Below are 23,193 nucleotides of genomic sequence, written 5' to 3'. Positions count from 1 at the left end.
TTGTCGGTTGATGTTACCCACTCACAAAAGCGTTCCCAGACGTTGGCGCTTTCGCGCTGCTGTAAGGTTGTTGTCATTTGTTTATGATTGCTTTATTTGGTTTTCAATGTTCGTGACGGCTTTGTGTTCCGCCATGTAAATAAACATAAAGCTTTTATTTCAGATTGTAAAGGCCTTCTCAGCACAGTTTTTGTTATGAATGTCATAAGCTGCGCTGATAATAAGCCAGAATGCTTGCTGTATGGTGTTTTAAAAAGCAGAGTGCGGAATTAGTGGACGATCGCCCACTAATGAAGAATACTCATAATCTACCTGGACAACGAGATTCCCGACTTGTCTCAGTGTTAAGATAGATGAAGGATGGCGATCGCCAACCGCCAAAATCGCAATGTTACAGATATATGTTGTTGCGTAAGTCCGATCGATAAAAATCCCAAGGAATGTCCCGCACCGTCACCTACAGCCCTGCTTATACTCTGGTTCCCACTTACGAGTGTTTTAACCGCTGCACCTATTGCAATTTTCGGGCAGAACCGCTGCAAAGTCCTTGGCTGACACTCGCAGAAGCAGAAAAACAGCTCAAGTTCCTGCAAACTCAAGGTGTAATTGAAATTCTCATCCTCAGCGGCGAGGTACATCCTCACAGTCAACGGCGAAAAGCTTGGTTGCAGCGGATTTACGATTTATGCGAACTGGCACTTGCTCTGGGATTTTTGCCGCATACTAATGTGGGGCCGCTCAGCTTTGAGGAGATGGCACTGTTAAAAGAGGTAAATGTATCAATGGGGCTGATGCTAGAACAGCTTGCCCCACATTTGTTACAAACTGTTCATCGGCACGCACCGAGTAAAGTGCCGGCGCTGCGGCTGCAACAGTTAGAATGGGCTGGGGAATTAAAGATTCCGTTTACAACTGGTTTGCTGCTGGGAATTGGGGAAAGTGAGGCAGATTGGGTGGAGACTTTAGAGGCGATCGCCCGCATTCATTCGCGTTACAATCACATTCAAGAAGTTATCCTCCAGCCTCACAGTCCGGGAAATCAGCAAAGTTGGGACGGTGAAGTTTTTGATGCTACAAAAATGCCGGAAGTAATTGCGATCGCCCGCAGCATTTTACCTGATGAAATTGCCCTACAAATTCCGCCCAATTTAGTTGCACACCCAGACATATTGCTGGCTTGTTTAGAAGCAGGTGCTAGAGATTTAGGAGGAATTGGGCCGCGGGATGAAGTTAATCCCGATTATCCTCACCTGCAACACCAAACTTTAACAGAAATTTTAGCAGCATCGGGATGGCAGCTTGTGCAGCGTTTGCCTGTTTATCCTCAGTACGATAAGTGGGTGCCGCAGACATTGCAAAAAGCTGTTAAACAATTCAGAGTTAGTCATTAGAAATTCTTATTTTTTAGTCCGCGCAGGCAGACTTCGTTTGACAATCAGCGGTTTCAACCGCCGAGTGATAAAAATAAACTATTGAGATTTTAAATCAAAGAACCGCCACCATCAATCCAGACTTCAGTACCTGTGATAAAGCTGGAGGACTGTGATACCAGAAATAACACTAATTGGGCGACTTCCTCGCTAGAACCTGCGGTATTATCCGTCAAAGGAATCATGTCTTGAATAGAATCAGGCGCGACTGGAATGCGATCGAGATGGCGCTTAACGGTGCTTTCTTCAATGGCAGTCAGCACACCGCCCGGACAGATCACATTGACTCTAATTTGGCAGGCTGCGAGTTCTAGCGCCAGCATTTTTGCAAAGGCTACTTGGGCAGCTTTTGAACAAGCGTAGGGAGTTGCACCAACTTTCCTGAAACTTCGGGTGCCATTAATCGATGATGTAATTACAATTGAACCTCCTTGTTTTTTCAGATGAGGAACAGCATACTTAACAGCCAAAAATGTTCCTCTAAGGTTGGTGTTAATTGTCCGATCCCACTCATCGGGTTCTATCTCCTCTATCGGCGACCATACACCGTTAATACCAGCATTTGCAAACAAAATATCAATTCTTTGATATTCGTCAAAAATTGTTTGAAACGCTTTTTCCATTTGCTGAGAATCCCCAACATCTGCGGCAATAGCCAGCCCGCAGCCTCCTTCATTGACCAACTGGCGGACGGTTTCTTGCCCCGTTTCCAAAATGTGATCGATAATAGCAACTTTTGCACCTTCCTTGGCCATTAAAATTGCTGCTGCATGACCAATTCCCGACCCACCGCCGGTAATAACTGCAACTTTTTCTGAAAGTTTCATATTTTTTTATATAAATATTTTTTGGGCCGATCGCATAGCATAAAAATAATACTGGAGAGAGGACTTTATTCCTCACTACAAACAACTTTTTGTCATTAAAATTATGAAAGTAAAAAGTGGTTTAATGTACTAATTATAGCGGTAAGGTGTGCAGTGCACACCCTACTTTAGGCAGAGGAGTACGTCACTTTTAACGCTGTTCTTACGGCTGTGGCACCCAGACCGAAACAGAACCGGCGTTACACCGAAAATCAGCCCAACCATCGTCATTAGTTGTGATTGGTTCTTTGATGTGTTCGGTGATGTCAATATAAGTTCGATTCGGCTGTCCGACTTCCATAAACTTAGTGCCATCGCCTCCGTTACTGAGTACCACAGCCATGCCACCCGGATGTTCTTCATCTCCGAGTCGCGTCCAGCCAATAGTGTTGGCGTGGTCGAAGTAATCGTACTGATTGCCGTAGGAATAGGTTTGGCGCGCTAACAAGAATTTATCTACCATAAACTGATGTTTGTCTAACCAAATCTCGTATTCATTGCCATCATTTGCTTTATCCTTATAGTTAGCGCCGTAATAATCCGGGTAAAAAATGCACGGATATCCTTCGCGCCGTAGCAGAATTAAAGCGTAGGCAAGAGGTTTAAACCAAGCCTCGACAACAGATTCTAGGGATTGTAATGGTTGAGAATCATGGTTGTCAACTAAGGTAACGGCGAGGGCGGGTTGCTGTTGAACGAGAGTGTTATCAAAAATTGTTCGCAAATCGTAGCTATTGCCGGCTTTGCTAGCAGCATGGAAGTTGTAATGGAGGGGTGCGTCAAATAAGGAGACTTTACCATCCGTTGCTTGGATGAAGTAGTGCAAAGCTTCCACTTCGTAAGACCAATATTCACCTACGGCAAATAGGTCGCGTTGGGCATAGTGGCGAACGTGTTCCAACCATTCTTGGAAAAATTCTGCTTTAACGTGTTTGACGGCATCGAAGCGAAAGCCGTCAACGTTTGTTGTATCGACATACCACTCACCCCAGTATTTTAACTCCCCGGTGACTTCTGGGTTGTCCATATCTAAATCGCAACCCATCAGGTAGTCATAATTGCCTTTTTCTAAGTCTACTCCTCGATCAAATTCTTTGCCTTTTAGCAGGTAAACGGCATGGGTTTCTGTGTTGTAAACGTTGTAATCAATGGCGTCAAAATGCCACCAATGCCACTCCATGCTGGAATATTTTTTGTCGCGGCCGGGGAAGGTAAAATGCGTCCAAGCTTTGATTTTTTGATATTCGCCTACGGTGTCATTCCTGTTGTCGGGATTGAAGGGTGTGGCTTCGGCTTCTTCTTCTGCATCGGCACCTAATTTGTGGTTGAGGACAACATCGGCATAAATCCGAATTCCAGCATCTTGTGCAGCTTTAATCGCTGCCAAATACTCATCTTTTGTGCCGTATTTCGTGCGTACCGACCCTTTTTGGTCGAACTCGCCTAAATCGAATAAGTCGTAGACGCCGTAACCCACATCCATACCGCCGCCTGTTCCTTTATAGGCTGGCGGCAACCACAGGGATGTAACGCCTATTTTGGCTAAATCTTTAGCAGATTTCGCTAGCTGATTCCACAGGCTGCCGTCGTCGGGGCTGTACCAGTGGAAATACTGCATCATGACGCCATTGAGTTCAGACATATATTTAGTTTTTCCTATTTTGTAATATTGCCAGATAGATTTTTGTTCGTAGCTTGCTAGTTTACGTAGGTCTGCTATCTATCGTTAATAAATATCATAATAGATGGGGCTGCTAAAAACAATCTATCTGTTGATATATTGACAACAAAATGTAAATTTGATATTAATTATTTTAGACTTACTAAAAAATATTAAGTTAGTGGCTATTTTGCAGCAACTCGCTCAACTCTGGTGTTCCAAGTACCGTCGATCGCCAATTCAAGCAATCTAAATCCCGGCGGGATTTCGTCAAGGATAATCGGATGGCTTTTGGGTAAAAGTTGGAGGCAGGTGCTGGGTGTCCCCAAGTAGGTAACTGAGCCCCGCTGTTGTTGAAATTCTTGGTGAATGTGGCCGCAAAGAATGATTTTGATTTGAGGATATCGATCGACAATTGCCAAAAATTCATCGGCATTCTGCAGCATCATTCCATCCATGATTTCACAGTCGATCGGCAAAGGATGATGGTGCAAGGCAATGATAACAGGTCGATCGCCCGTTTGTTGCAGTTGAGAGTCGAGCCAATGCAAGCTTTCTGGGGAAAGCCGCCCGCCGTCGCATCCGGCTTCCACACTCGAAAGTAATAGAAATTGCCAGTTTCCTAGCATCCATGATTTTTCTGGGGAAAGGGGCGACTTATCTAATATTTGCTGCATGACTGGGATGTTGTCGTGGTTCCCAGGTATCCAGTAGGCGGGAATTCCGAGGGGGGCGATGAGGGAAACGAGGCGCTGGTAGGATTCGGGTGTTTCGTCTTGGGACAAGTCGCCTGTGAGTAGGAGTAAGTCGGGCGGCGGCTGTATCTGTTGCAGGCGATCGAGAACTGCTTGGAGGGTGCGGGTTGTTGAGAAGCCTTTCCATTCTCGATCGATCTCTGCAAACAAGTGAGTGTCGGTGATTTGGGCGACGAGTAGGGGAGAAACTGGTGTCATGGCTGGTGTTGCGGGTCGTTGCTATAGTTCTAGAGTACCTTCCCACAAGGGTTTTGGGGATATGGGAAAAAAGGGCGATTCCCTACCCTTCGGGAACCCACGCGCGATCGGGATAGCTGCGCTTCACGAAATTTTTGACAGGTATGTTAAAATTTTCGAGATTTGGTGTACTATAAGAAAACGTCAAATTTCAGACGTGACGGCGGCATAGCCAAGTGGTAAGGCAGAGGTCTGCAAAACCTCCACCCCCAGTTCAAATCTGGGTGCCGCCTTTTTTAATTTTGTGAGATGTGGCTAAAATGCCGTTTGGGCGATCGAGAAGGTTAACAGGATATAGCGAGATTGCTCAAGTCCACTGCAAAAACCTTCTTGACCTCTACCATCAATTACTACTCATTGACTACGATCGCAAATCGTCGATCAGTTTTTCTATAGCCATACTTTTGGTGGTTTCATCCGGTAGAAGATTAAACACTTTCTGTAAAAGTTCTGGAGACGCATTTTTAATAAACCAATCTTCACCCGGATTATCCCCAAGATTTAAAAAATACTTTAAACGTTCCTCTATAGCTTCCTTATCTACTTTATCCAGTTGTCCAACTCGCTTAAGCCAATCCCCTTGCGAATCTTTAAAACAGTTAGCATCAACAGTACATATCTGATGCACTAGAGCGAAGGATTTATAAGAAAGACCATTTGTGCTTGTAGAATTAATCGGATATACAGTTGGCAAACCTTTATAGGTTTCTTGTGAAGTCAACGGAATCAGCCTCAAAGTTTGGATGTATGTAGATTCATCTTGAAATTGGTCACTTGTCCAAACGATATAAGGATGCTCTCCCCGAAAAACCCGACTCGAATTAATCACCTGAGTGCAAGAAATTGTCTTGCACTCAATCTCCCCTGGTTCATTTATCTCATAAATATGATGATGACCGAGTTTGCAACGAAGACATACTCTATAGGGATTGATAAAATAAATCCAACCTTGACGCGGTTTTTGTCCAGCCACTCGCTCACCCCAATTCACTCATTAACTTTTCTCTTTCTTTGTACAGATTCAGTCTCACCTGTTCCTCTGGTTCGTGGCTATATTTAACCTCAAGCATGGGAGCAGTGCTATATACATATTCTAGTAACTGATTCAGTTTATCCTCTCCTGAACCTGCCCATTCTCTCCTGATGTTGTCAAGTATGAGCTTCAGACCTAAAGGTAACTTTAAATCATCCACATTACCAGCTCCCTCCCCAAGTCTGATGAATATACTCTCTCCCTGAGATTCTTGAACAATCTCTTTGCCATTCATTTGATTTAAAACAGCCTCTATGCCTTCATTCCAAGGCCCATAGTAATAATAACGCCAATCTAAATCAGTAAGCTGCTTGTCTGTCCATTTGACCGCATAAAGATCAGCTAAGTACACAAACTTGATTAACTGCGTTTTTGTAATATAGCCTTTTGTTGCGTAGACAAAGTATTTGATCAGGTTTTCTAGCATAGCTTTCCTTCTTTTGATTTCAAAAAGCTCCCTAATTAATCTTCTAAATTGTTCGCTCAATTTAACTTTATTTTATTAAATCATCGAAAGGGAAGCTTGGCTATTAAAGCAGATAAAAAATAGCTAAGGGTAACAAATAGAGTGTGTGCGTCCAAAAGTTTACTCTTCAAAAGTTTAATTGCAGTCTAAGAAATATTGAGTGGGATTGTCGCTCGCTGTAATATTTGTTGAACAACTCCATAATAGTTAGGATTTTCTAACCCTTCTAATTCATGTTCGATATCTTCCCAATCCCCTAGCTTGCTTTTCCACTTACCATCCTCTTCTTGTCTGGCTGCGTGCTGTGGCTGGCCGTTATAGGTGTATATTGCTATTTTTTCAACCCCCGGTTCAAGGTCACGATTCTCGCAAGGTTCATATCCAATAGTTTGATAAGCTTGGATAAAAGCATCCAGCGTTAACTCTCTTGAAACACCATCCGGCCAGTACCCATCTGGGTCTACCGGGTCCCATCTGCATTCCTCTTCTCCAGCAGCAAAAGCAAAGCAATTATAATCTACTGTTTCTTCACTTGTTACTTGATATTCAGTAAGCTCTAAGTTAGGAAATCTCAATATTTTTCGGTACTCTAGCTTACCACTCATAACCGTGTTCTTTTCCCCATTGTATCCAGGCTTGGGCCATTTGCTTCATGCGGCCTCGCTGTTCGGGTTTTACCGGATTGTCACCAGTAATTGCCCTCAACGCCCAAAACCAATGGTCTGGCTTTTGTTCGAGGTCACGCAAAATCAAGGGGATAACTGGCTGTCCCATACCGATAATTCTCTGATAAGCCTGGTGCATTGATTTTTGTGTAACTAATGATAGCATCCCGGTTTCGATGCGCCATTCTTCGGCGAACTTCTTAAACTCTGCTTCTAGTTCTACTTTGCTTTTAATGGGGAAGTCATCAGTAGGAATTCCTGAAGGCAACAAATATACTTTTAAAACATCTTTGGCTTGTGATGCCGATTCTAAAAAGCGATTCGGCATCAACAAGTCATTAAGTTTTTCACAAAATCGCTTTTTTTCTTCGGTTGATAAGTTAGAGAGTTCTTCAAATTCATCAACAGCGGCAATCAGCTCATCTGCTAGTTCTTCCACTGTCCAAGCATAAGTTTTCTTTAAAGCGTATATAGGAATAATACTCTCTAGTATATTGACTAAATCATCATGGTTCGTGTTTTCTACCTCTGACTCTACGTTTCTGACTAAATCATCAATAGGCAACGCAGGGGCTGTTTTTCTCAACGCAGTTAAAATAGCCTCAAACACTGAGTTGTCCAAGGCTACAATTTTTTCGATGCCGGATTGATATTGGCGATGTATTTTTAAAGAAGGCATATTAGTTTTCTTGTCTTTGCTAAGAGAAGTTGAATTGAGACTAATTGGCTTACTTATACGTTCATTATAACACCATTTTGATCATAAAGATGTAGGGACACGGCACTGCCGTGTCCCTACCCAATATCTGTACTTCTTACTCAAATCCTCACATTTTGCTGATAATTCTTTGCAGGATTTCTACGCCTGTTACCGCTTGCCAGCCAAACAGCCCCAAAAGCACAACATTCAGAAAGATGTGAGCGTTTCTCGCCCAATCATTGCCTTTTTGCATCAAAGGAGTCAGCGAGGCTGCGATCGCAATTATTGCCGTCATTCCCAATCCTGCTACTAAGTGCGGGGCGACAAATAGTTTGCCGTTGTTGATGTAGGTGACAGCCATTCCGCCCACTGCACCCGTTACCATCAAGGCTAGCAGCAAAGAACCCATTTGGTGGTGCTTGATGTTGAATTTTCCCTTAATTAACTCTTTTTTGACTTCGCCTTCGGCGCTTCTGGTACGGCGGATTTGCAGGCCGAGATACAAAGCATAGAATGAGATGGCCAGCAGTACCCACATTAAAACTGGGTGGAAGAATTGGCTCCAAACTTTCACTGACTGAGGAATTTCGAGATTCATAGTGTTCTGAGGATTAGCAAACATACTTCATAAAACTTAGCATACCAGTCAGGCCGTCTCGTGCGACGGTAAAAATATACGGTATGAGAGACTATTATGCCTGCCACTAAACAAGACGCTGTATTGATTCAAGCCGCCAAGACTGGCAACATTATTCACGTCCAAGCTTTACTCGCTAAGGGTGTTAACGCTAACGCCAAAGACTCTGAGGGGACGACGGCTTTGATGTTTGCTGCCCAAAAGGGCTATACAGAAATCGTGCGTACTCTACTAAACAATGACGCTAATGTCAACCAGGTGAGCAGGCGTTTTGGGCTAACGGCTTTGATGCTGGCGGCGGCTCACAAACAGGCTGACTCTGTGCGACTGTTGCTGGCGGCGGGTGCTGATGTTAATGCTAAAAATGATGATGGAAGTACGGCTTTGATGGCGGCTTCTCTCAAGGGCGATATCAATGTTGTGCGGATGTTACTTGATGCTAATGCTGATGTAAATGTGCGTGATCAAGATGGAGATTCAGCTTTGAAAATGGCTGCTTTATCCGGTCATCAAGCTGTTGTTAAAGCTTTGGTGGATGCGGGTGCTGTTGCTGAGAATTCTATGCTGTTTTTAGCTGTCCGTCAAGGAAGCGCTGAAATTGTGCGAATTTTGCTCAATTGTGGGACGGATGCTAATGTTAAAAATTTAGAGAGCAAAACTGCTTTGATGCTGGCTGCGACGGCGGGAAATTTGGCTGTTGTCGAGGCGCTGTTGGCTGCTGGTGCGGATGTCGAAATTCCCGACAAAAACGGAGAAACTGCTTTAACTTTGGCTGCGGATTCCGGCAATACTGATGTGGTGCAAACTTTGCTTGGTGCGGGTGCTAATGCGAATGTGAAAAATGGAGATGGCGGCACGGCTTTGATGGCCGCGGCTGCTGGGGGAAATGCGCCGATCGCCCATATCTTACTCGATGCTGGCGCGGATATCAACGCTAAGGATAAAGATGATGAAACTGCTTTGAATTTTGCGGTGGTTGAAGGCTGCGAAGATGTGGTGGAATTGCTATTAAACCGAGGTGCAAGTGTCGGTGCTAGAAATCGGTTGGGCGATACGCCTTTACTGGTAGCGGCTGTTCACGGTCATAGTGCGATCGTATCGGCTTTGCTGCAAAAAGTAAACTCAAATCGGGCTGATTTCCTGAATGCAAAAAACTTTGGGGAGACGGCTTTGACGCTGGCTGCGTTTCACGGACATACCGAGACGGTGAAGGCTTTGCTTGACGGCGGTGCTGATCCGAATATCCCGGCGGATTTGGGGAAAACGGCTTTAATGAAGGCGTGCGATCGAGGTTATATTGCGATCGTCCAATTATTAGTCGAAAAAGGTGCCGATGTCAACTTGCTCGATGATTCGGGCGCAACCGCTGTAATGTGGGCTGCACATCGGGGTTATGCTGATGCAGTAAAGATTTTAATTGATGCTCGTGCAGAACTAAACCACAAAAATCCGGGAAATTATACAGCTTTAATGCTAGCTGAGTTTAAGGGTTATTCTAATGTGGTGAAATTGCTCAAAAGTGCTGGAGCACTGGAGTAAGAAGTAAATAGTTTTAAGTAAAGTAATTCTGTCATTCTGAGGGTAGGCTTTGGGAAGTGAAGAATCTCAGATATCGGGACTTACGCATTATAACAATGTGGCAATAATTTGAGATTCTTCGCTTCACTCAGAATGACAAAATTAGGTGATTAGTGCGTCCATGACAATGAATTATATCAATTTCGGTTGCGCCGCAAGGAGATCAAATGCGCGCTTCATCGTCGGGCGTAAAGTCGAATCAAGCTGCCAACAAAAAATTCGCGCAATTTTCATTTTTTGGACTCACAGTCAACAGTCAACAGTGAACAGTCAACAAGCATTCCGGTGCAACCGGAATCGATATTAACCTCAATTTGCTTTGCGTACCCAGCCGTTAATAGTAAACCGACTATCAGCAAAAGCTTTTGAGGGACAGCTAACTCGCAAAACTTCGTGCATATAGCGACTTAGAAAAAATACAATGCTGTTATTGCGAGGTTCAACGGTTCTAAATGTCTTGTCTGCAACATAAAAATTGTTCTCGATTTTGCTGTCATAAATTTGCAATTCCCCACCTGAAAAAGCTTTTGGTTCTCGATAGAAATAGTAAACGTAAGTAAAAAATCGGGTGGCGGTATCTGGCGAGCCACTGTCGTTGTGAAGTTTATAAAAGTTGTTGTCATTGTGCATGGTTAGCTGAGCTTCTATTTCACCAAGCGGAAATGAGGGAATATTTAATTTTTGCAGCACGTCGGGGAGAATTGCTTTGATGCGATTAACCATCAGTTCGGAAAATTCGGGGAACGAGTGGAGTACCATCGAACGGCGGTAATCTTCGGCATTGGTTGAGGTGCTGGTAGTCACAAATTCTGATTCTTTTGCTAAGACATATTTAATGAGTTTGTTTTTTTCTGCAGGTGTCAAAAAGTTGTCAATCTGGGCGTAGCGAGATATTAAGTCGTCATTTACAGGCGGCGCAGGGGCGGGAATTTCTGTGGCGGGAATTTCTACGGGAGTTGCAGGCTGCTGCGGTTGCAGTTCCTGCAAGTAAATTGGGGGTTCGGTGACTAATCCAACTAGGTGTTCGCCGGGAAAAGAAAGGGCGGAACGACCTCCGTCTATAGGGATTTGAAATAAGGTGGAAAAACCGGGTGTTTGTTGAGTGCGATCGACTAATGTTTTGACAAGGCTGTGCAATAATGGTGTATCAGATTTGAGAGTGACGGTGCATTGATGTCCGCCGGTGAGCAGGATTTTGACTTTTATGTCTTGGGGTTTAATTTGCGGTTGAATTGTGCTAGTCATAGCCGTTAGTTATAGAAGAAGGAAGTTCGGCAACGGATGTAACGGATGTAACGGATGGATGGATGGAATATGGAAGAACAAAAATTCAATCATTGCTTGAGGGCGGGCTAGAAGCCCACCCCACAATAGAATTGACTCTTTGTGGAATAGGCATATTCCCTGTTCCTGACAGATACCTAAGATGTCATTACTACACTACGAACTTAATTAATGCAAGAAGTGGCGGATATCAGTGAAAACCATTGTGATTCCAAGTTGGTTGGCGGCTTGAATGGAATCTTGATCGCGCATACTTCCGCCCGGTTGGACGATCGCAATTATGCCCGCCTCAGCCGCAGTTTTGACTGAATCGTCGAAGGGGAAGAAACCATCGCTAGCCAAAATCGCTCCTTTGCTCTTGTCTCCTGCTTGTTCCAATGCTAGTTTAACCGAACCGACGCGATTCATTTGTCCGGCGCCGACACCGATTGTAGTGCGATCGCGCGTCACAACAATCGCATTTGATTTGACGTGTTTCGCTACTTTCCAAGCAAACAGCAATTCTTCCAACTCTCCCGCCGTCGGCTGTTTCTCAGTAACAATCCGCCATTTGCTAGTTTCTTCTACTACATTATCTGAGTCTTGCACCAGCAAACCGCCTGCAATAATTTTAACCGTTTGTGGCGGCCCTTGAGTCAAATCTGGCAAAATTAATACTCGAACTTTCGCCTTTTTTTTGATAATTTCTTCGGCTTCTGGTTCGCAACCCGGCGCGACGATACATTCTAAAAATGTTTTAGTTAACGCCGTTGCGGTAGCAGCATCAATCGGGCGATTGAGGGCGACAATTCCGCCGAAAGCTGAGACTGAATCGGTGTCGAAGGCTTTTTGATACGCTTCAGAAATAGTTGTTCCCAAGGCTGTGCCGCAAGGATTTGTATGCTTCAGAATAGCGGCGGCTGGTGTGTCGGGGAATTCTACGATTAGCCGCCTTGCTGCTTCTAAATCTACTAAATTATTGTAGCTTAATTCTTTGCCTTGCAGGATGGTGCTAGTCGTCCAGCCTGTGGGTGTACTTCCGCTTTGATACCAGGTGGCGGCTTGATGAGGATTTTCGCCGTAGCGGAGAGTTTGCAACTCTTTTCCTGATAAATTAAACTCCTCTGGTAGCGAAGATTTTTCAGCGGATTGGCTGCTGCTGAGGTAAGTTGCGATCGCGCGATCGTAGTTTGCTGTATGTTTGAAGGTTTCTAGGGCGCATCTTTGCCGAAACTCTAAGGATGCTTCGCCGCCATTTGCCCGCAATTCTTTTAAATAAGTATTGTACTGTTCTGGGTCGCACAAAACTGTCAAATGAGCGTGGTTTTTGGCGGAAGCTCTCAACATTGCTGGCCCGCCGATATCTATCTGCTCAATTGCGTCGGCTAGAGTAACTCCTGGTTTAGAAATTGTCTCTTCAAATGGATACAAATTGACTACAACTAGATCGATCGCCCGAATTTGATTTGCGGTTAAATCTGCGAGGTCTTCCGGTACATCGCGGCGCGCTAAAATGCCACCGTGGATTCGTGGGTGAAGTGTTTTGACTCGCCCTCCCAAAATTTCGGGAGAACCAGTATATTCCGCAACTTTGGTCACTGGGATGCCTGCTTCTTTGAGGGCCGTTGCTGTCCCGCCACTACTAATTATGTCAAATTCAAATTCTTCTACTAGACTGCGCGCTAAGTCGATTAGTCCGGTTTTATTGGATGTGCTCAGAAGTGCTAGACGTGCCATTGGTTTGAAGTTGCGATCGCAAAAATAGATAGGTTATATTCTATATCACATCAGCCCGCAGGGAGATGATTTGGTAATGGCTAATTATGATTATTTTTAATAAATAAAGATGAGTTCGCTTAGTTTTAACCATATTTTTTGTCAAATTTATATAATATTTTATACTGACCTGCGGCTTCTAAATATCTAGAACTTGCCCGTGGAACTGGTTATTTTGTGAGTGCAAAGGGGATTGAAGCCCTATCCAGCTTGCACAGTTCATGTGGCTACGTAAGTGTCAATGTTGTTGAAAATACTTAATAAAACTTAATAGATAAATCAATGCCGATCGCTCTTGAATTTTAACGATGTTTTAGGATGAATTCTAAAAGTAATGTGCTAGCATCGGGTGTAAATTGCTCTCTCCCTAAATTTCCCGGAAAATAGGGAGATCGCAATACCTTAATGTAAAAAATAATTGGGGAGGGTAGAAATATGTTTTTTCAAGAAGCAGATCCAGAAAATAAGCTCAGTAATATTAGCAGGAATCATAAACAAACTGCTCCAAATCTGACCAATAGAACAGGCTACCAACAGCTTCCCAAAAAAAGAGCCGAGAATTCGACAGAGACCAACATTTCCGAAGCTTATAGTCTTAGTCTGTGCGAATTGCAGCAGATGGAGCGAGCAATGGAACAGCTAAAGCAGGATTTGAAAGCTAGCGAATCTCGGTTTCGGAATGTGATCGAAAAAAATGCCGACGGCATCGCAATCGTTAACAAGCGAGGACTTGTATGTTTTGCCAACCAATCAGCAGAAGCGCTGTTTAACTGCAAAGCAGAGGAACTTCTAGGGCAAGCATTTTTTGGCAATTTAGTAGTAGAAGTTTCAGCTTGTGACCTTGAGATGGCGACGGATATTATTCCCCAAGTTGGAAAAACAGAAGCACCAGGAACTCGCGTCGTGCAGACAGAAGTTGAAGCTATTCGCAAGCAAAAAGCAAATGCTGTAGTAGAAATGCGGGTGGTGGAAACGGAATGGGACGGAGAAAGGGCTTATTTAGCTACGCTACGGGACATTACCGATCGCAAGCGCGCAGAAGAAATGCTTTGGTTGTACGATCGAGCTATAGCAGCTACTAGCACCGGAGTTACGATTTCTGACGCCACTGACCCCGAAAATCCAATTATTTATTGCAATCCCGCATTTGAAAGCATGACAGGTTATAGGCGACAGGAAATTATCGGAAAAAACGGCAGATTTTTGCACGGAAGCGATACCGACCAGGCGGCAGTAGAAATAATTCGCCAAGCCTTGCAAACAGAAAGCGAATGCAAGGTAATATTAAAGAATTACCGCAAAGACGGAACCGCTTTCTGGAATTGTTTCTCAATATCTCCCGTGCGCGATCGCATGGGCAAATTAACTCATTTTATTGGCGTACAGAGAGACATCACTGAGCGCAAACAAGCCGAAGAAGCCTTGCATAATTCCGAAGCACAAAGCCGAGAACAAGCCGCTCAACTAGCAGCCACACTTGAGCAACTCAAAGCCACTAATTCCCAATTAGTTCAAAGCGAAAAAATGTCTAGTTTGGGATTGCTACTTGCCGGCGTCGCTCACGAAATCAACAACCCAGTCAGCTTCATTTACGGCAATCTCGCTCATCTCACAAATTATACTCAAGACTTGTTTGATCACCTCGATCTTTATCAACAGCACTATCCTAATCCAGTCGCGGAAATTCAAGAGGAAAGAGAAAAAAATGATCTCGATTTTTTAGCTGAAGATTTACCTAAAATACTGTCTTCAATGAGCGTTGGTGTCGAGCGGATTTGCCAGATTGTGCAGTCGCTGCGGAACTTTTCGCGGCATGACGATTCACAGATGAAACCCGTTAACCTCCACGAAGGTATTGACAGCACGCTGTTAATTCTCAATCACCGTTTGAAAGGGAACGGAGAAAAGCCGCCAATTCAAATTGTAAAAGAATACCGAGAATTGCCGACTGTTGAGTGTTTTGCTGGGCCGATAAATCAAGTTTTTATGAATATTCTCAGCAATGCGATCGATGCTTTAGAAGATGCCAACAGTCGGCAAAATTGTCAAGAAATGCTAGAACATCCCAGCCAGATTAGGATTGGTACGGAAGTGGTCGGCAATTTTGTAGAAATTAAAATTGCCGACAACGGCCCGGGAATAACTGAGGAAGTCAAGCAGCGCATATTCGATACATTTTTTACTACTAAACCCATTGGCAAAGGCACGGGAATGGGTTTGTCAATTAGCTATCAAATTATTGTAGAAAGACACAAAGGCGAATTATATTGTACTTCGGAATTGGGCAAGGGCACGGAATTTACTATCAGAATTCCGATCGCACTTTAGTGCCGAATGTGCAATCTGCACCTTACCAACGTGATATATAGGCAAGCAAGCGGGACTCTCGCACTCCTACAAAACGAGAAAAATCGTTTTTTCTCGTTACCAGACTCTGGCTGGGAACGCATACTTAGAGGCTCTGCCTCCCCATTGTAGAGACAATTATCAGGTGCTTTTCTGCTCACATTACCCGCATAAATAGCGAATTAAAAAACCTCCGCACCCTCCAACTTCTTAAAAGTTTCAACCTTAGCCCTCGCGGCTTCCCCGCAAGTCTTCGGCGTCGGGAACATCTTCCCAGGATTCGCCAAACCTTTCGGATTAAACACCTGACGCACCCACTGCATCGTCTCCAAATCTACCTCCGAAAACATATCCGGCATAAAACACTTCTTGTCAGCGCCAATGCCGTGTTCTCCCGAAAGACTTCCCCCAACTTTCACGCAAAGCCTGAGAATTTCTCCGCCCAATTCTTCCACCTTTTCCAGCGCACCTTTTACCGAGTTATCGTACAGAATCAGCGGGTGCAAATTCCCATCTCCCGCGTGAAATACATTAGCAATTCGATAACCGTATTTCTCGCTCAAACCCTCAATTTCTTTCAAAACATAAGCCATTTGCGTTCGCGGAATTACGCCGTCTTGCACGTAATAATCCGGGCTGAGATGACCCGCCGCCGCAAAAGCAGCTTTCCGCCCTTTCCAAATTTTTAGCCGCGTTTCCGGGTCGCTTGCCGTGGTGATATTTCGCGCTCCGTTATGCTTGCAAATATCAGCTATCCGCTGTTTGTTTGTGGCAACTTCCACTTCTAAACCGTCGATTTCTACGAGGAGAATTGCCGCCGCATCGCGGGGATAACATCCAGTTGCCACCACATCTTCCACAGCATTGATGCTGATGTTGTCCATGATTTCCATGCCGCCGGGAATAATGCCAGCGCTGATAATATCGGAAACTGATTCGCCTGCTGCTTCTATACTGGAAAAATCCGCTAGAAGAACGCAAATCGATTCGGGCGCTTTGAGAATTCGCAAAGTAACTTCTGTGGCAATTCCTAAAGTGCCTTCGGAACCGACAAATACACCTGTTAAATCGTAACCGGGCATTTCGGGAATTTCGCCACCGACATCGACAATTGAACCGTCGGGAAGTACCAATTTTAATCCTAAAACGTGATTCGTTGTGACTCCGTATTTGAGGCAGTGAACCCCGCCAGAATTTTCGGCAACGTTGCCACCAATCGAACAAACAATTTGACTGGAAGGATCTGGCGCGTAGTAGAAACCGGCGCCGCTAACTGCTTGCGTTACCCAGTTATTAATTACTCCCGGTTGCACGACTACTTGCTGATTTTCTAAGTCTACTTTCAGGATTTTTCGCATCAAGGCAGTGACAATCAGCACGCAGTTTTCTACAGGCAAAGCGCCCCCGGAAAGACCGGTTCCTGCGCCTCTAGCCACCCAGGGAATTGAGTTGCGATCGCATATTTTGACCACTTGCGCCACTTCCTCCGTAGTTCGAGGCAATACCGCCACGGCGGGGCGCTGGCGGTAGCTGGCGAGTCCATCGCACTCGTAGACAATCAATTCTTCGCGACGCTGTACGACGCCATTTTTGCCGACTACAGCCTCGAATTCTTTAATAACGGGTTTCCAGTTGCGTTCTGTTTCTACGGCTATCATTAGTGAATTTAATTAAGGAACTATCAATAATATTGTTGCAAATTTTACTAAGTTTAGCCAATTATTTTTCTAAGGGTTGCAATATTGACACAAGGAAGGATCGGCAGTCTCTCGACCGTCGGGAAATTGTTTTTCTTTAGTATAACCGCACTTTTTGCATTTATAGATTGCCGATCGCACTAGCTGAGTCGGAAAATAGCAAAGTCCGCAGGGCAATCCGATTTTCGTCTCAGCTATATCGAATCCCGGCCAACCGCACTCCGGGCAGAATTGCTTGAATTTTTTAACTAAATCGAGAGTTGCATTTTCGATGTTTTTCATCCGAGTTGGATTGTACATCGCCCGCATATCTGTTTCGATGTGAACTCGACCGGTTGACGATTTTTTTAAGCCTGCTGTCACAGCGTCAAAAAGTTGTTTTTCTGTCTTAATGCCCTTGACTATTTCGCCGTTACCGAGGGCAGCGTCGCCAACTATAACCACCAGTGCGTGATCGGGAAATCCCGCTTTTTTCGCAAAATCATCTGCTTCTTCTATACTGGAAACTAACTGGTGACTGTAGTTAGTCTCAACGGAGAAAGAGTCGCCGATTAGTTCTAGATTGTTGGCTCGATCTAATAAAATTACTATTTCTCTGTTAGCTGGCAGATACGGCATCATTGGGTGAGGGCCGAAAGTACCTTCGCTGGCAAAGGCAAGAGTTTCGCCTGCAATTTCTAGAGCTTTTTGTGCTTTATGGCGAGCCGCTTCTATTTGTGTTCCTAAGCGTTTAACTTCTCTGGTGAATGTGCCGAATGCGTCAGTGTCAAGCTCTGTAGGTACTAGGATATTTACGCCAAATTCTCGTTCCAAAACGGGAGCCATTACCCGTTCTTTTTGGTGCATGGTAGCAAGAACTGCGGTGCGATCGATCAATAATTGATTGGGATTCACAGGCTCAGAAATATTAGACATACAGCAGCATCATTTCATAACAGAATGCTCAAATACACCCTTTAACCTAAGTTATCAATTCAGCACTCAAGCGTCAATCTTAACAGTGGCTAGTTGCCTCCAGTCACTCCCCCAGCTTGACCTCTGAGTACAAAAATTACTCCTGTCATAATTAGCGCCACGCCTACCAACCGCAGCGGTGGCAAAGGCTCGTGAAATATAAGTTTGCCGCCTAAAACAGTAAACAGGTAACTAATTGACAGTAAAGGCGAGACTATGCTAAGGTTTGCGCGCGACAAAACTACTATAAAGCCGATCGAAGAAATTGCATACAAACACAGACCTGCAACTATCAAAGGCTGAGTTGCCATTCCTATAACTTTTTCAACTAAATTAGCAGTGCCAATGGGCCCTAATATTTTAGCTCCTGCCTTCAGACTGAATTGACCTGCGACGCCGCACAATATTGCAGCAAGCAATACCAGAAAAACGCTTCTATTCATTAGTTCACCAACTTATACTACAGCGCGAAAGTGGCCGATACAGAAACTACCATTAACAATGGTAATTAAGTTTTATTTAGTTTTGTTCTAGATCAATATTGTAAACATACATACTGGAAATGCAACTATTGTCGATCGCCAGCAACAGTGGAATAAACATATGGCCGAGCAAAGCAACACCAGCCGGGAATACACTCTCGAACTTTCGATACTCATGCCCTGCCTCAACGAGGCAGAAACTTTAGAAATCTGCATCGAGAAGGCACAGAAGTCTCTGCGCGAACTTGATATTGCCGGCGAGGTAATCATAGCAGACAACGGCAGCACTGACGGTTCTCAAGATATCGCCACCAGAATGGGGGCTCGAGTCGTACCCGTAGTGGCCAAAGGCTACGGCAGCGCCCTCATGGGAGGCATCATGGCAGCGCGCGGAGTTTATATTATCATGGGCGACGCTGACGACAGCTACGACTTTTCCAACCTCGGCCCTTTTGTGGAAAAATTGCGGGGAGGGTGGGATTTAGTGATGGGAAACCGCTTTCAAGGAGGCATCAAACCGGGGGCAATGCCACCGCTGCACCAATATTTTGGAAATCCGGCGCTGACATGGATTGGGCGGCTATTCTTTTCAAGTCCCGCCGGCGATTTTAACTGCGGGTTGCGGGGTTTCAGGAGAGAGTCAATTTTGAAACTCGACTTGCAAACAACGGGGATGGAATTTGCTGGCGAAATGGTGGTCAAAGCCTCTATCTACAAGCTTCGAGTCGCTGAAGTTCCCACCGTACTCTCTCCCGACGGCCGCAGCCGTCCGCCACACTTGCGAACTTGGCGAGATGGCTGGCGGAACCTGCGATTTATGCTGCTTTACAGTCCCCGGTGGCTATTTCTGTATCCGGGGGCTACGCTGATGATTCTGGGTCTCATTATCGTCGTTTGGCTATTACCGGGCAGCAGAAAGGTCGGAAGTATCAACTTTGATGTACACACGCTGCTGTATGCTGCGATCGCAATTATCATCGGTTTTCAAGCAGTAACTTTCGCTTTCTTCACCAAAGTTTTTGCCATCAGTGAAAAACTGCTGCCCGAAGACCGGAAACTCAATAAAATATTTCGCTATGTCACCCTAGAGACAGGATTGATTGTCGGAGTCACGCTGATTTTAATCGGAATAGTTGGCTCGTTCTTGTCATTGAGTATCTGGAGCGAAACAGCTTTCGGTAGTTTAGACCCTTTTAAAACTCTGCGTTTGGTTATTCCCTCGCTCACTTGCCTGACTGTTGGTTTGCAGATGGTTTTGTCGAGCTTTTTTCTCAGCGTGCTGAGCTTGAAGCGTAGGTGATAACATTAAGGTTACTGCCGATATTCCTCAAAACTAAACTGCCATCCAGGGGAAGTTCAGGGCGATCGCAATGCAGGGAAAATCAGGGCTGCAGGAACCAAATTTCCGACTATTTGGTATAATCCCACAAGTAGCTTTAATGCTCAAAAGGGTTAGAATAGTAGAGATAAAGAATATTTGATATTAGCTATGCAGCGAATATTTGAGGCTATATTGAAGGGAAACATTTTAGAATGGGTTAATGAGGTTCCAACACAGGGCGATCGCCCTGTCAGAGTTTACGTTACTTTACAAGAAGAGCGATCGACTTTAAGTGCGGAGTTTCGCCGTCAGAGAATAGTTGAAGTATTGGAAAAAATTGCAGCAAATAATGTATTTGCTGATATTAGCGATCCAGTGGAATGGCAGCGAGATTTGCGTCAAGACCGTCCACTTCCAGGTAGGGATGAATAATGAATGCTGCTAGACAGTAATATTATTATCTACGCTTCCCAGCCAGAAAACTCGCAGATTAGGCATTTTATTGGCGAAAATGACATAATTGTATCGGCACTAAGTTACCTTGAAGTCTTGGGTTATCATCGGCTAACTGAAGAGTATAGATTGTACTTTGAGGAATTCTTTGGTGTGGTGGAGGTTGTACCAATTTCTAACACTGTACTCGATCGCGCAGTGCTGTTGCGAGAGATAAGGAGAATGACACTTGGGGATGCTATTATTGCGGCAACAGCTTTGGTATATGACAGAACTTTAGTAACAAGAAATATAGGGGATTTTCTGTGGATTGCTGAACTCACACTGATTAACCCCTTTGAGGTTTAATCAAGACGGGCGATTCCCTACGGGATAGCTTCGCACGCGCGTACTTTGGGAAGATCAGGGCGATCGTACTTTGGGGAAATAAGGGCGATCGCACTTCCTTCGCTCCTAAATTGCTATAATGACAATCAGCCAAAAAATCTCAACATAAAGCCTATGTCTACTTACAGCGAGGTACTGAGTCAGGTTCTAAGACTTGCACCGGATGAGCAACGGCGACTCATCTCTGAATTATTAGTATATGTTCGTCACCGGGTTCAGGCTAAACCTAGGCGGAGCATTTTAGAATTAGAAGGGTTGGGTGAGGAAATTTGGAATGGAATTGATGCTCAAGAGTATGTGAATCAGGAACGAGATTCATGGAATGGATAGCTCAGTTACAGATACAACCGTACTAAAGTTGCTATTATTTATTGATAATCCCACAGACTAGGAGATTAAGATGCAAGTCAAAGACATGACAGTTGACCAATTGCGGGACTTAATTCGGCATACCGTGGAACAGTGTTTAGAAGAATATTTGGGCGATCCTGATGCAGGTTTAGAAGTTAAGGAAGAAGTCAAGCAGAAATTGTTAGAGTCAATGAAGCGCAAACAAGCAGGAGAAAGTAGCGTCGAACCTGGGGAAGTTTATCAAAAAATTGGCATAAAATCCTAATGAGCTATTCGGTTGATTTCACAGCAGAAGCTCTGGTTAACCAAGAAAGATTGACTCAGGCTGTGCAGGAGCGTATAGGTAATAAAATCAATTGGTTTGCTGAAAATTTTGAACAAATTACTCCTATGCCGTTGTCGGCTAATCTGGCAGGTTTCTTTAAGTTAAGAGTGGGTGATTATCGGGTTATTTATTCTTTTGATGATGATTTAAAGGTGATTACTATTCACCAGATTGGACACCGGAGAGAAATTTATGATTAACTTAATGGCGATCGCACTTTGGGGAAATAAGGGCGATCGCTTTTCACCGAATCCCGAATTGAGATATAATAAATAACAAGCAAAAAAATTAACGAAATTTAGTGTAAGTTAAGATAGCCTATGTTGACTATTGAACAGATAGAAAATGCGATTCTCCAACTTCCGCCGAACAAGATGGGAGAGTTGTTAGAGTGGTTTATGAATTTGGATTACCAACGATGGGATGTTCAGTTAGAGAAAGATATTGCTGAGGGTAAACTAGATGCTTTAGCTGCAGAGGCGATCGCAGATTTTGAGAGTGGTAACTATCGAGAGATTTAATGCACTACACTACTCGAAAATTTTGGGATTGTTACAATGCTTTGCCATCAAATGTACAAGCTACAGCAGATCAGTGTTATGAGTTGCTGAAGGCAGATCCGTCTCATCCTTCTTTGCATTTTAAGAAGGTTGGTAATTATTGGTCTGTAAGGACCGGACAAGCTTATCGGGCGTTGGGTATTGAAATTAAAACAGGTATTTTGTGGTTTTGGATTGGTACTCACGCAGAGTACGATCGGCTGATAGGAAAATAAGGGCGATCGTACTTTAGGAAGATAAGGGCGATCGTACTTTGGGAAGATAAGGGCGATCGCACTTCCTTCGATCCTAAATTGCTATAATAACAATCAGCCCAAAAATCTCAACATAAAGCCTATGTCTACTTATAGCGAGGTACTGAGTCAGGCTCAAAATCTTACTCCTGACGAGCAACAGCAGCTTTTAGAATTATTGTCAGCTTTGATGCGCGATCGGGTAACAACGCAGACTCCGGGTAGCAGTGAAAGATTGCCTAGGAAAAATTTAAAGAGATGGCGAGGTTTTTTGCCGTATCGTGTGGAGGCTTTGGAATTCCAGTTGTCACTTAGAGAAGAATGGGATGATTAATAAATATCTTCTCGATACCAACATTCTGATTCATTTGTTCAATACTAAAGTTGTTATTATTTATTTATAATCCCACAGACTAGGAGATTAAAATGCAAGTCAAAGACATGACAGTTGACCAATTGCGGGACTTAATTCGGCATACCGTGGAACAGTGTTTAGAAGAATATTTGGGCGATCCTGATGCAGGTTTAGAAGTTAAGGAAGAAGTCAAGCAGAAATTGTTAGAGTCAATGAAGCGCAATCAAGCAGGAGAAAGTAGCGTCGAACCTGGGGAAGTTTATCAAAAAATTGGCATAGCAAGGCTATTGAAGCATTGCTAATCGATTCTACCAAAGTTTTGACGACGATATTCTTCCTCTCTTTTATCTTGTTGTTCTTTTTGCTTTTTTAGATTTTGTTCATACTTGAGCCTCAAAGATTCAATATGATCGAGCCAAGAACCGATAAAAAAAACCGACAATCCACCCTTTTGGATAATATTTGTAGACGGAGTAAATCCGTAGCTAACAGGATCTCCGTATCTAACCTTATCTTTTATAGCTGATAAAACAACTTTTTTATCAGTTTCTAATTTATTAGTATCTTCTAAACAAACTGTAATATGCCTGGGGGGGTGACAAGATGGCTAAGAGCTAGACTGAATCTGACTTATAGCCCTCATCCCCCGTTGGTAAAAATAGC

The 23,193-nt window shown here is 44.1% G+C and carries 26 protein-coding genes and 1 tRNA gene; 14 read left to right on the top strand and 13 right to left on the bottom strand.

Annotated elements, in window-relative coordinates; genetic code table 11:
* The first annotated feature begins 440 nt into the window (after positions 1-440).
* A complete protein-coding gene (gene cofG, locus QUA83_RS25990; protein ID WP_333296822.1) occupies positions 441-1,391 on the top strand; it encodes a 7,8-didemethyl-8-hydroxy-5-deazariboflavin synthase subunit CofG in 951 nt (316 codons plus the stop codon).
* A gap of 89 nt (positions 1,392-1,480) precedes the next feature.
* Here the strand turns inward: cofG and QUA83_RS25985 are convergent, their stop codons facing one another.
* From QUA83_RS25985 to cpdA, 3 genes are all read right to left on the bottom strand, one after another.
* Positions 1,481-2,257, bottom strand: coding sequence for an SDR family NAD(P)-dependent oxidoreductase (locus QUA83_RS25985; protein ID WP_333296821.1), 777 nt, complete (start codon positions 2,255-2,257; stop codon positions 1,481-1,483).
* 202 nt (positions 2,258-2,459) lie between these two features.
* Positions 2,460-3,938, bottom strand: a complete 1,479-nt coding sequence (locus QUA83_RS25980; RefSeq protein WP_333296820.1) for an alpha-amylase — start codon at positions 3,936-3,938, stop codon at positions 2,460-2,462.
* 203 nt (positions 3,939-4,141) lie between these two features.
* A complete protein-coding gene (gene cpdA / locus QUA83_RS25975) occupies positions 4,142-4,909 on the bottom strand; it encodes a 3',5'-cyclic-AMP phosphodiesterase (protein WP_333296819.1) in 768 nt (255 codons plus the stop codon).
* Between the two features lie 201 nt (positions 4,910-5,110).
* Here cpdA and QUA83_RS25970 point away from each other — a divergent pair.
* A tRNA-Cys gene (locus QUA83_RS25970) sits at positions 5,111-5,181 on the top strand.
* A gap of 128 nt (positions 5,182-5,309) precedes the next feature.
* Here QUA83_RS25970 and QUA83_RS25965 read toward each other — a convergent pair.
* The 5 genes from QUA83_RS25965 to QUA83_RS25945 form a co-directional block, all read right to left on the bottom strand.
* A complete protein-coding gene (locus QUA83_RS25965) occupies positions 5,310-5,939 on the bottom strand; it encodes a type II toxin-antitoxin system PemK/MazF family toxin (RefSeq protein ID WP_333296818.1) in 630 nt (209 codons plus the stop codon).
* Positions 5,926-6,468, bottom strand: a complete 543-nt coding sequence (locus QUA83_RS25960) for a type II toxin-antitoxin system antitoxin SocA domain-containing protein (RefSeq protein ID WP_333296817.1) — start codon at positions 6,466-6,468, stop codon at positions 5,926-5,928. The genes QUA83_RS25965 and QUA83_RS25960 overlap by 14 nt, the downstream gene beginning before the upstream one ends.
* A 125-nt stretch (positions 6,469-6,593) precedes the next feature.
* Entirely contained in the window at positions 6,594-7,052 is a 459-nt protein-coding gene (locus QUA83_RS25955; RefSeq protein ID WP_333296816.1) for a DUF7689 domain-containing protein, read from the bottom strand.
* Positions 7,042-7,791 carry a hypothetical protein gene (locus tag QUA83_RS25950; RefSeq protein WP_333296815.1) on the bottom strand — a complete coding sequence of 250 codons (750 nt, stop codon included), beginning with the start codon at positions 7,789-7,791 and terminating at the stop codon, positions 7,042-7,044. Before QUA83_RS25950 ends, QUA83_RS25955 begins: the two co-directional genes overlap by 11 nt.
* A gap of 148 nt (positions 7,792-7,939) precedes the next feature.
* Positions 7,940-8,410, bottom strand: a complete 471-nt coding sequence (locus QUA83_RS25945; RefSeq protein WP_333296814.1) for a DUF4079 domain-containing protein — start codon at positions 8,408-8,410, stop codon at positions 7,940-7,942.
* 96 nt (positions 8,411-8,506) lie between these two features.
* On the opposite strand from QUA83_RS25945, the gene QUA83_RS25940 reads away from it, so the two are divergent.
* The gene (locus QUA83_RS25940; protein ID WP_333296813.1) at positions 8,507-9,988 is read left to right on the top strand and encodes an ankyrin repeat domain-containing protein; all 1,482 of its coding nucleotides are present in this window, start codon (positions 8,507-8,509) and stop codon (positions 9,986-9,988) included.
* Between the two features lie 348 nt (positions 9,989-10,336).
* Here the strand turns inward: QUA83_RS25940 and QUA83_RS25935 are convergent, their stop codons facing one another.
* Positions 10,337-11,272: a 2OG-Fe(II) oxygenase gene (locus tag QUA83_RS25935; RefSeq protein ID WP_333296812.1), complete on the bottom strand. Its 936-nt coding sequence runs from the start codon at positions 11,270-11,272 to the stop codon at positions 10,337-10,339.
* A 207-nt stretch (positions 11,273-11,479) separates the two neighbouring features.
* Positions 11,480-13,027 carry a bifunctional phosphoribosylaminoimidazolecarboxamide formyltransferase/IMP cyclohydrolase gene (gene purH, locus QUA83_RS25930; RefSeq protein WP_333296811.1) on the bottom strand — a complete coding sequence of 516 codons (1,548 nt, stop codon included), beginning with the start codon at positions 13,025-13,027 and terminating at the stop codon, positions 11,480-11,482.
* A 474-nt stretch (positions 13,028-13,501) separates the two neighbouring features.
* Between purH and QUA83_RS25925 the strand changes: the two genes are divergently transcribed.
* Complete coding sequence (locus tag QUA83_RS25925; RefSeq protein ID WP_333296810.1) at positions 13,502-15,394, top strand: PAS domain S-box protein; 1,893 nt, start codon at positions 13,502-13,504, stop codon at positions 15,392-15,394.
* Positions 15,395-15,594: 200 nt separating this feature from the next.
* Here the strand turns inward: QUA83_RS25925 and glcD are convergent, their stop codons facing one another.
* The 3 genes from glcD to QUA83_RS25910 all read right to left on the bottom strand — a co-directional run bounded on the left by glcD (position 15,595) and on the right by QUA83_RS25910 (position 18,506).
* Positions 15,595-17,070 carry a glycolate oxidase subunit GlcD gene (gene glcD, locus QUA83_RS25920; protein ID WP_333296809.1) on the bottom strand — a complete coding sequence of 492 codons (1,476 nt, stop codon included), beginning with the start codon at positions 17,068-17,070 and terminating at the stop codon, positions 15,595-15,597.
* 69 nt (positions 17,071-17,139) lie between these two features.
* The gene (locus QUA83_RS25915) at positions 17,140-18,024 is read right to left on the bottom strand and encodes a DUF6671 family protein (protein ID WP_333296808.1); all 885 of its coding nucleotides are present in this window, start codon (positions 18,022-18,024) and stop codon (positions 17,140-17,142) included.
* Positions 18,025-18,113: 89 nt separating this feature from the next.
* Complete coding sequence (locus QUA83_RS25910) at positions 18,114-18,506, bottom strand: transporter (protein ID WP_333296807.1); 393 nt, start codon at positions 18,504-18,506, stop codon at positions 18,114-18,116.
* 160 nt (positions 18,507-18,666) lie between these two features.
* On the opposite strand from QUA83_RS25910, the gene QUA83_RS25905 reads away from it, so the two are divergent.
* From QUA83_RS25905 to QUA83_RS25860, 10 genes are all read left to right on the top strand, one after another.
* Complete coding sequence (locus QUA83_RS25905; protein WP_333296806.1) at positions 18,667-19,845, top strand: glycosyltransferase family 2 protein; 1,179 nt, start codon at positions 18,667-18,669, stop codon at positions 19,843-19,845.
* A 189-nt stretch (positions 19,846-20,034) separates the two neighbouring features.
* Entirely contained in the window at positions 20,035-20,298 is a 264-nt protein-coding gene (locus tag QUA83_RS25900) for a hypothetical protein (RefSeq protein WP_333296805.1), read from the top strand.
* A gap of 3 nt (positions 20,299-20,301) precedes the next feature.
* Complete coding sequence (locus QUA83_RS25895) at positions 20,302-20,667, top strand: type II toxin-antitoxin system VapC family toxin (RefSeq protein ID WP_333296804.1); 366 nt, start codon at positions 20,302-20,304, stop codon at positions 20,665-20,667.
* A 153-nt stretch (positions 20,668-20,820) separates the two neighbouring features.
* A complete protein-coding gene (locus QUA83_RS25890; protein WP_333296803.1) occupies positions 20,821-21,036 on the top strand; it encodes a hypothetical protein in 216 nt (71 codons plus the stop codon).
* Between the two features lie 70 nt (positions 21,037-21,106).
* A complete protein-coding gene (locus QUA83_RS25885) occupies positions 21,107-21,322 on the top strand; it encodes a hypothetical protein (RefSeq protein WP_333054056.1) in 216 nt (71 codons plus the stop codon).
* A complete protein-coding gene (locus QUA83_RS25880) occupies positions 21,322-21,582 on the top strand; it encodes a type II toxin-antitoxin system RelE/ParE family toxin (protein WP_333296802.1) in 261 nt (86 codons plus the stop codon). The genes QUA83_RS25885 and QUA83_RS25880 overlap by 1 nt, the downstream gene beginning before the upstream one ends.
* A gap of 120 nt (positions 21,583-21,702) precedes the next feature.
* Complete coding sequence (locus QUA83_RS25875) at positions 21,703-21,903, top strand: hypothetical protein (RefSeq protein ID WP_333296801.1); 201 nt, start codon at positions 21,703-21,705, stop codon at positions 21,901-21,903.
* Entirely contained in the window at positions 21,903-22,157 is a 255-nt protein-coding gene (locus QUA83_RS25870) for a ParE family toxin-like protein (protein WP_333296800.1), read from the top strand. Before QUA83_RS25875 ends, QUA83_RS25870 begins: the two co-directional genes overlap by 1 nt.
* A gap of 121 nt (positions 22,158-22,278) precedes the next feature.
* Entirely contained in the window at positions 22,279-22,509 is a 231-nt protein-coding gene (locus tag QUA83_RS25865) for a hypothetical protein (protein ID WP_333296799.1), read from the top strand.
* 92 nt (positions 22,510-22,601) lie between these two features.
* Positions 22,602-22,832 (top strand): hypothetical protein, encoded by a 231-nt coding sequence (locus QUA83_RS25860; RefSeq protein ID WP_333296798.1) that lies wholly within the window; start codon positions 22,602-22,604, stop codon positions 22,830-22,832.
* Positions 22,833-23,193: the final 361 nt, after the last annotated feature.

The sequence above is a fragment of the Microcoleus sp. K1-B1 genome (genome assembly GCF_036704705.1).
Taxonomy (GTDB): Bacteria; Cyanobacteriota; Cyanobacteriia; order Cyanobacteriales; family Microcoleaceae; genus Microcoleus.
The sequence above is the reverse complement of the archived record's forward strand: the minus strand, read 5'-3'. Positions and strand labels throughout refer to the sequence as shown.

What these genes read in the sequence shown, in the direction of transcription:
- QUA83_RS25935 (WP_333296812.1), bottom strand. Translation starts at nt 11,272, where the DNA reads ATGACTAGCACAATTCAACCGCAAATTAAACCCCAAGACATAAAAGTC.
- QUA83_RS25950 (WP_333296815.1), bottom strand. Translation starts at nt 7,791, where the DNA reads ATGCCTTCTTTAAAAATACATCGCCAATATCAATCCGGCATCGAAAAA.
- glcD (WP_333296809.1), bottom strand. Translation starts at nt 17,070, where the DNA reads ATGATAGCCGTAGAAACAGAACGCAACTGGAAACCCGTTATTAAAGAA.
- QUA83_RS25985 (WP_333296821.1), bottom strand. Translation starts at nt 2,257, where the DNA reads ATGAAACTTTCAGAAAAAGTTGCAGTTATTACCGGCGGTGGGTCGGGA.
- cofG (WP_333296822.1), top strand. Translation starts at nt 441, where the DNA reads ATGTCCCGCACCGTCACCTACAGCCCTGCTTATACTCTGGTTCCCACT.
- purH (WP_333296811.1), bottom strand. Translation starts at nt 13,027, where the DNA reads ATGGCACGTCTAGCACTTCTGAGCACATCCAATAAAACCGGACTAATC.
- QUA83_RS25885 (WP_333054056.1), top strand. Translation starts at nt 21,107, where the DNA reads ATGCAAGTCAAAGACATGACAGTTGACCAATTGCGGGACTTAATTCGG.
- QUA83_RS25940 (WP_333296813.1), top strand. Translation starts at nt 8,507, where the DNA reads ATGCCTGCCACTAAACAAGACGCTGTATTGATTCAAGCCGCCAAGACT.
- QUA83_RS25900 (WP_333296805.1), top strand. Translation starts at nt 20,035, where the DNA reads ATGCAGCGAATATTTGAGGCTATATTGAAGGGAAACATTTTAGAATGG.
- QUA83_RS25865 (WP_333296799.1), top strand. Translation starts at nt 22,279, where the DNA reads ATGTCTACTTATAGCGAGGTACTGAGTCAGGCTCAAAATCTTACTCCT.
- QUA83_RS25910 (WP_333296807.1), bottom strand. Translation starts at nt 18,506, where the DNA reads ATGAATAGAAGCGTTTTTCTGGTATTGCTTGCTGCAATATTGTGCGGC.
- QUA83_RS25925 (WP_333296810.1), top strand. Translation starts at nt 13,502, where the DNA reads ATGTTTTTTCAAGAAGCAGATCCAGAAAATAAGCTCAGTAATATTAGC.
- QUA83_RS25895 (WP_333296804.1), top strand. Translation starts at nt 20,302, where the DNA reads ATGCTGCTAGACAGTAATATTATTATCTACGCTTCCCAGCCAGAAAAC.
- QUA83_RS25955 (WP_333296816.1), bottom strand. Translation starts at nt 7,052, where the DNA reads ATGAGTGGTAAGCTAGAGTACCGAAAAATATTGAGATTTCCTAACTTA.
- cpdA (WP_333296819.1), bottom strand. Translation starts at nt 4,909, where the DNA reads ATGACACCAGTTTCTCCCCTACTCGTCGCCCAAATCACCGACACTCAC.
- QUA83_RS25870 (WP_333296800.1), top strand. Translation starts at nt 21,903, where the DNA reads ATGCACTACACTACTCGAAAATTTTGGGATTGTTACAATGCTTTGCCA.
- QUA83_RS25875 (WP_333296801.1), top strand. Translation starts at nt 21,703, where the DNA reads ATGTTGACTATTGAACAGATAGAAAATGCGATTCTCCAACTTCCGCCG.
- QUA83_RS25980 (WP_333296820.1), bottom strand. Translation starts at nt 3,938, where the DNA reads ATGTCTGAACTCAATGGCGTCATGATGCAGTATTTCCACTGGTACAGC.
- QUA83_RS25915 (WP_333296808.1), bottom strand. Translation starts at nt 18,024, where the DNA reads ATGTCTAATATTTCTGAGCCTGTGAATCCCAATCAATTATTGATCGAT.
- QUA83_RS25945 (WP_333296814.1), bottom strand. Translation starts at nt 8,410, where the DNA reads ATGAATCTCGAAATTCCTCAGTCAGTGAAAGTTTGGAGCCAATTCTTC.
- QUA83_RS25905 (WP_333296806.1), top strand. Translation starts at nt 18,667, where the DNA reads ATGGCCGAGCAAAGCAACACCAGCCGGGAATACACTCTCGAACTTTCG.
- QUA83_RS25890 (WP_333296803.1), top strand. Translation starts at nt 20,821, where the DNA reads ATGTCTACTTACAGCGAGGTACTGAGTCAGGTTCTAAGACTTGCACCG.
- QUA83_RS25860 (WP_333296798.1), top strand. Translation starts at nt 22,602, where the DNA reads ATGCAAGTCAAAGACATGACAGTTGACCAATTGCGGGACTTAATTCGG.
- QUA83_RS25880 (WP_333296802.1), top strand. Translation starts at nt 21,322, where the DNA reads ATGAGCTATTCGGTTGATTTCACAGCAGAAGCTCTGGTTAACCAAGAA.